This window comes from Rickettsiales endosymbiont of Peranema trichophorum (genome assembly GCF_004210275.1).
Classification (GTDB): Bacteria; Pseudomonadota; Alphaproteobacteria; order Rickettsiales; family Midichloriaceae; genus RICK02.
The window spans coordinates 1-6,165 of the sequence record NZ_SCFA01000063.1 but is presented as its reverse complement, the minus strand read 5'-3'; the positions used below and the strand labels follow the sequence as shown (position 1 = coordinate 6,165).

At 43.1% G+C, this 6,165-nt stretch carries 4 protein-coding genes; 3 read left to right on the top strand and 1 reads right to left on the bottom strand.

The window, feature by feature from the left end; genetic code table 11:
* Positions 1-195, bottom strand: a 195-nt coding sequence (locus tag EDM53_RS03325; protein WP_207215424.1) for a hypothetical protein, incomplete at its 3' end; no start/stop codon positions are given.
* 62 nt (positions 196-257) lie between these two features.
* Here EDM53_RS03325 and EDM53_RS03320 point away from each other — a divergent pair.
* The 3 genes from EDM53_RS03320 (at position 258) to traA (ending at position 5,860) form a co-directional block, all read left to right on the top strand.
* The gene (locus tag EDM53_RS03320) at positions 258-491 is read left to right on the top strand and encodes a hypothetical protein (protein ID WP_130122267.1); all 234 of its coding nucleotides are present in this window, start codon (positions 258-260) and stop codon (positions 489-491) included.
* Positions 492-577: 86 nt separating this feature from the next.
* Positions 578-1,561 (top strand): Rpn family recombination-promoting nuclease/putative transposase, encoded by a 984-nt coding sequence (locus EDM53_RS03315; RefSeq protein ID WP_130122266.1) that lies wholly within the window; start codon positions 578-580, stop codon positions 1,559-1,561.
* Between the two features lie 357 nt (positions 1,562-1,918).
* Positions 1,919-5,860 carry a Ti-type conjugative transfer relaxase TraA gene (traA, locus tag EDM53_RS03310; RefSeq protein ID WP_130122265.1) on the top strand — a complete coding sequence of 1,314 codons (3,942 nt, stop codon included), beginning with the start codon at positions 1,919-1,921 and terminating at the stop codon, positions 5,858-5,860.
* The last annotated feature ends 305 nt before the right edge of the window (positions 5,861-6,165 follow it).

Here is a 6,165-nt window from a genome sequence, read left to right as displayed (position 1 = left end):
GTCGCTTAAACTATACCAGCTTTGTAGTATCAACGCCTTGAGCAACTGAACGACATCATAACCGTTAGGACCATAACCACTCCTTCCCAAACCACATAAAATAGCTTCAAGCCTTCTCCACTTTATCAGACCGCATAGTCGCATCACCTTACTTCCCTGAATCCTATGTTCTGCTTCAATCTTTAAAAAACTCATCATATCCTCTTTTGGTTACTTTATCCTTCATACCATAATACTTCTATTCACATAACTCAATAATGCAGAGGTCTCTATATGAGCAATATGTACTGAGGAAGGAGACGGGGAAGAGTAGACCAGAGTTATTGAAAGACTTAGAGTGGAGGCTGGATGTAGGGATAAAGAGAAGAGGAGTGTGTTTAGAGGTGCTAGAGGGACTGAAGAAGCTGAAGAGGAGTATAGTTGAGGGTAGTATAAAGGAACTGGAGCAAAATATAAGTGTACTTCTTGTAGAGGAGAGAAGGGAGTGTTAAAACTAGAGGAGGAAGAAGGAGAGGCATTGCAAGAAGGAGTGTATGATGTATAATGTCATTACATAGAAACACACAGCAGTAACAAGATGACACAGAAAGGAGGCAAAACAAAGCGGATGAAGTACAACGACGTATACATGATCAATCCTCTCATTGACGTCGCATTTAAGAAGATCTTTGGAGTTGAAACAAATGCTGACATACTGATATCACTGCTAAACTCTATAGTATCCGAGGAGGACCAGATAAGCGAAATAGAGATATTGAATCCGTACAACGAAAGAAATTTTCAAAAAGACAAGCTATCTATTTTAGATGTTAAAGCAAGGAACAAGCATACGGGCACCTACTTTTTGGTAGAGATGCAGCTAGCAGATGAGCTGGACTATCACAAGAGAGGGTTGTATGGCTGGGCAAGGGTGTACTCCAATCAGATAGGAGCATCAGGGAAGTACCGGGATCTGAAGAGAACGATAGCGATACATATATTGAACTTTACAGCAATAGACTACGAGAAGGAGAAAGGGTGGGGCGTACATGCGCCAAATAAGTATCACCATAGATTTGTGTTGCTGGACAAGGATACACACGTAGGGGGATTTAAGGATATAGAAATACACACGATAGAGCTAAGCAAGTACGCAGAGAAAGACGTAGAAGACATATACGAAGTAATAGGGAAGGCGAAGGAGATGTTGGACAAATGGGTAGCGGTATTGACGAAGTATGCGTTACTGGATCCCGAGAGGTTACCAAAGGGGTTGTCGGTACCAGAGATGAAGAAGGCGTTGCAAGTGATGAAAGAACTGCAGATGACGAACGTAGAGAGGGAGATATATGAATCGCATTTAGCATTTTGGAGGTTTGAGGACTCAGCATTTGAAAAGAAGCGTCAGGATGCTATGGAAGAAGGCATAGCGCAAGGGATAGCGATAGGAAGGTCTGAAGGTGAGCGTGAGAAGGCCTTATCGATAGCGAAGCATCTGCTGAGCATGGGTATGGAGCTGGGGAAGGTGAGGGAGGCAACAGGGTTGACAGAGGAAGAGGTTATGGGACTGATTGGGGAGTGAGCAGTACGAGCTGCCTAGTTTGTCTACAAATTTGGGTAGGCGTGCGTCTAATTGAGGGGGGCTGGGGTACTTGGCGGTAGCGCACCTCTGTGATGGTGCATTGCGTAAACCCATTATCGGATATTTATGGTGCAAGTAAGAATCCTTGCACTCAAGTGCTTAATCTTGCGGAACCGGAACGAGATTTTTGGGGGAACTGATGTACAGCTTTGGGATAAAGTGCGCGCTTATATGTCTGATGCAAAAATGGTGTGAAAAGAATGGGTTCTTTTTTTAGCGTATTTTGTTAAATAAAATTGAATAAAAAGCGAGAAGTATGTCAAACTGATATTATAAGCTTTTTATTTTAGCTCTAAGGTGGCGATTTATCATTTTAGTGTTAAGATTTTTACCCGTTCTAAGGGTCACTCAGCTGTTAACAAGGCGGCTTATCGTGCTGGAGAAAAGCTGCATGATAGGACGTTGGAGAAGACTTTTAACTACAGCAGCAAAAAAGATGTTTTGTACAAGGAGGTCCTTTTACCGAAGGAGGCGCCTAGTAGTTTTTGCAACAGGGAGGCTTTATGGAATGCAGTAGAGGGTGCGGAGAAGCGTAAGGATGCTCAAGTAGCTCGAGAGTTTACCTGCTCTTTACCTCTGGAACTCTCACATGAGCAGAACATAGCATTGGCCCGTGACTTTGTGCAACGCAAGTGCGTAGCACTTGGTATGATTGCTGACATGTGTGTTCACAATGGTAATGACGGGGCCCAGCCTCATGTACATGTGATGCTGACGACTAGAAGTGTAAGCAAGGAAGGATTTGGTGGAAAGGTTACGGAATGGAACAAGAGGAGCTTGTGTTTAGAATGGAGGGAGGAATGGGCTAATTATGTAAATAAACACCTAGTAAAAGCGGGATTTGAGTTAAAAGTTGACCATAGAAGCAACAAAGAGCGAGAAATAGCTTTAGAGCCGCAAAACAAAAGAGGTAATGCATCAGCGGGGGAGAGGCTGAGGGATAAGGTACTAGAGCATGAGGAGATAGCAAGGAGTAACGGGGAGAGGATTTATAAGGAACCAGGGATTGCGGTAGACGCATTAACGAAGTACAGCGCTACTTTTACGCATGTTGAATTGGCGAAGTTTGTGAACACGCATACGGTAGATAGGGAGCAATTTGAGAGGGTATACGAGAAGCTAAGAAACTGTGGTTTACTGATAAGGCTGGGAGTAGATAAGAAGGGACAGGAGAGGTACACATCGCAAGAGATGATAGAGATAGAGTACCGAATGGTGAGGCAAGCTGAGAGGTTGGAACAAACGCAGGAACATACGGTGGATTTGGAGTACAGAGAGGTAATTAGGAAGAAGTACGGCTTATCAGATAACCAGAAGGCAGCGTTTGAGCATATTACAGGTGATAGGGATGCAGCATGCATAGTAGGGTATGCTGGGAGTGGCAAGAGCTATACATTGGCAGCAGCAAGGGAGGTATGGGAGAACGAAGGGTACAATGTGATAGGGATGACCTTATCGGGAATAGCGGCAGAGCACCTTGAAGGGAGTACGAGGATCAAGAGTTATACGGTAGCGAACAGGGAAGCGAACTGGAGGAATCAAAGGGGGATATTGAGCGGTAGAGACATAGTAGTAGTAGATGATGCGAGCATGTTAGGAACAAGAGCATTAGGTAAGATCATAGATGAAGCGAGATTGCATAGGGCGAAGGTTGTGCTGATAGGTGATCCGAGGCAATTACAGGCGATAGAGGCTGGAGCAGCATTGAGGGGTGTAATAGAAAGAATAGGTCATGTGGAGCTAAATGAGATTAGAAGACAAAAGGAAAAATGGCAACAAGAAGCGACGAGGTCATTAGCTTTAGGGGACGTAAAGCAGGGTCTTGGTTACTACTCACAAAAGGGGATGGTACACGGATTTAAGGAGCTGGGAGAGGCACAGCAGGCTATGGCATCTGATTGGCACAAGGTAGTATTAGAGGGCAAATCATCGATAATGTTAGCATATACAAGAAAAGATGTTGGTCTTTTAAATGAATACGCAAGAAACCTCATGAAATCACAGAATAGTATATCTGAAGAACGGGAATTTAAAACGAATGTTGGGAAGAGGTGCTTTGGTGTAGGTGACAGGTTGTATTTTTTAGAGAACAACAAGGGCTTGGGAGTAAAGAACGGAACATTGGGTAGTGTGACGAAGATTTCAGGTGATGTATTTAGCGTAAAGTTGGACAAGGGAGGGATTGTAAGGTTCAATATATTGGAATACGAGAAGGTAGAGCATGGATACGCAGCGACGATACATAAAGCAGAGGGAGTGACGGTAGACAGGTGCTTTGTGATGCCGTCTAGGGGGATGGATAGGCATGCGACATATGTAGGGTTGAGCAGGCACAGGGAGAGAGTAGATGTGTACTACTCTAATGACAGATTTAATAGTTATGAGAACATGGTGAGTAGGCTATGTAGGGAGAACAGGAAGAGCTTGGCGATAGATGAGATAAGGGATGACTATATAAGGCATACGCATTTATTTGGGAACAAGAGGAATATAGAGACGGATGAAGGGATAGATTTAAAGGTGTCTGATGTGAGGCATTTTGGTGAGAGCAAGAAAGTTGCGGATTATGGGGCAGAATTGCAGAAAAATAGGAAATACTCGTACGTAGATTATGATTTTCCTGGTGTAATGATAGGTAAATACGCTGGTAGTGTAAAAATAGATGGTGAAGATTTGATAGTGCTGGATCAGCGTAACATAGGTTGTTGTTTACTGAGAGGGGTAGACGTAGGGGGGATTGGAATAGGAGAGGACGTGAGGGTAGTGGAGGAGTTTGATGAGAGGGGGACGAGAAGGGTAGGGGTTATACGGGAAAGAAGTGACGTAGAGGAGCGAGAGAAGTACAGGCAATGTAAGGTGGTGGGTGAGTTAGCAAGAGTAGGGAGGAGGATGTCTACAAATGAGACGTATGGGATCAGTGACAGGTTAAGTACGAGAAGCATCTATGAGGCGTTATATAGTGAGTTACCGGACTTTTTATCGGAATTTGGATTTAAAGACATGGGAGAGTATTACGTATCTACGACGGGTCAGAAGATAACGGGAGAAGAAGGGAACAAGGGGAAGGTGTACGTGTATAAGAACAATCCGGGGTTACTGATAGACTATACAAGAGGAAGTTGCAGCATATGGGATTACGTAGGGAAGGGGAGGGAGAACGGGGAGGTATTTGAGTATTTGTCGATAGCAGCTGGGCTAAGAGGTACAAAAGAGTATCAAGTGTTTGAGAGAGCACTGAACGGAAGCAAAGTAAGTAAGATCGGACAACAAGTCAAAGAAGCGGTAAAAGAGGGATTAAAAGAAACAAAAGAAGCAAGTGGAGAGGCAAATAAAATAAATATTGATAAAAACACAACAAAAGCGCTAGAAATCACAAAAGGAGCAAAATCAACAAAACCAACAGAAAAACCAAAAGAAGAGTTAGAGATTTCTAAAGAAACCTGGGATTTAATGTACAAATATAGCTTGGATGCAATACAAAGGCCAAATAACAGGGCGATGAAGTATTTGAAGGAGGTGAGGGGGTACAGTGAAGAGAATGTGAGGGATTGCGGATTGGGTTACCTTTTTAGCAAGAAGAAGCTTATGGAGTATTTAAGCAGTCAAGGAGTATCAACCAAGGAGAGGCTAGACATGTGGAAGTGTTTAGGGGTGATAGGGAGCAACATGCACCACATAGTGATACCATTACATAATAAGGAAGGTGCTATAGTAGGGGTAGTAGGAAGGGACATAGAACACACAAAGGAGTCAAAGTATGGGAAGTATGTGTATAGCAAGGGAGCGATGAAGGAGACCCCTATGGTTGGATTGAGGGAAGTAGACATAAAAGAGCCATTAATAATAGTTGAGGGGTTTTTGGATGCATTACGTGCGAAGGCGGTGGGGATAAAGAACGTGGTATCCTTAGGAAGAGCTAATTTTACAATGAAGCAGCTAGAGGTAATAACGAAGTTGGGAGTAGAGGAGATAAAGGTAGGTTTAGACAATGACAAGGCGGGTCAAAAAGGGAGTGAGAGTGCGTTATTGCAATTACACGCAAGAATGCCGCATGTTAGGCTTAAGGAGCTACAGATGCCTGAAGGTATAAAGGATTTGGATCAACTGATCAAAGAGAAAGGAGCAAAAATAGCTGAGGAGAGCATTAAAAGCAGCAAAAGCGTTAACATTGGTGCATTATTAGAGAAAAGCAACACAAAAATCATGAACAAGTGCCCAGCCCTCGAGCTCACCTTGTGAGCCACGAGGAACAAAAAAGCTAATGGGTGTAAACAGAGACGAACCTGGATACCCCAACTATTGGCCTTGTGAGGCTGTACAGAGGGCACTCTATATAAAAAACTGGGTATTGCAAATATAAAGAATGTTTACATCAGTAGAGGGTGGTAATAGTGTGATTTATTGTATAATCTTGTTGTTCCTTAGTTAAAAAACTTCCATATTAAGGAGAAGTTGAAAAAACTAAAGGTATCTATGAAACCAAAATACTTAAATATAAAGATGAGTTACCAGGATCTTGTCCTGTTCCAAGAGAGTCACAGGAA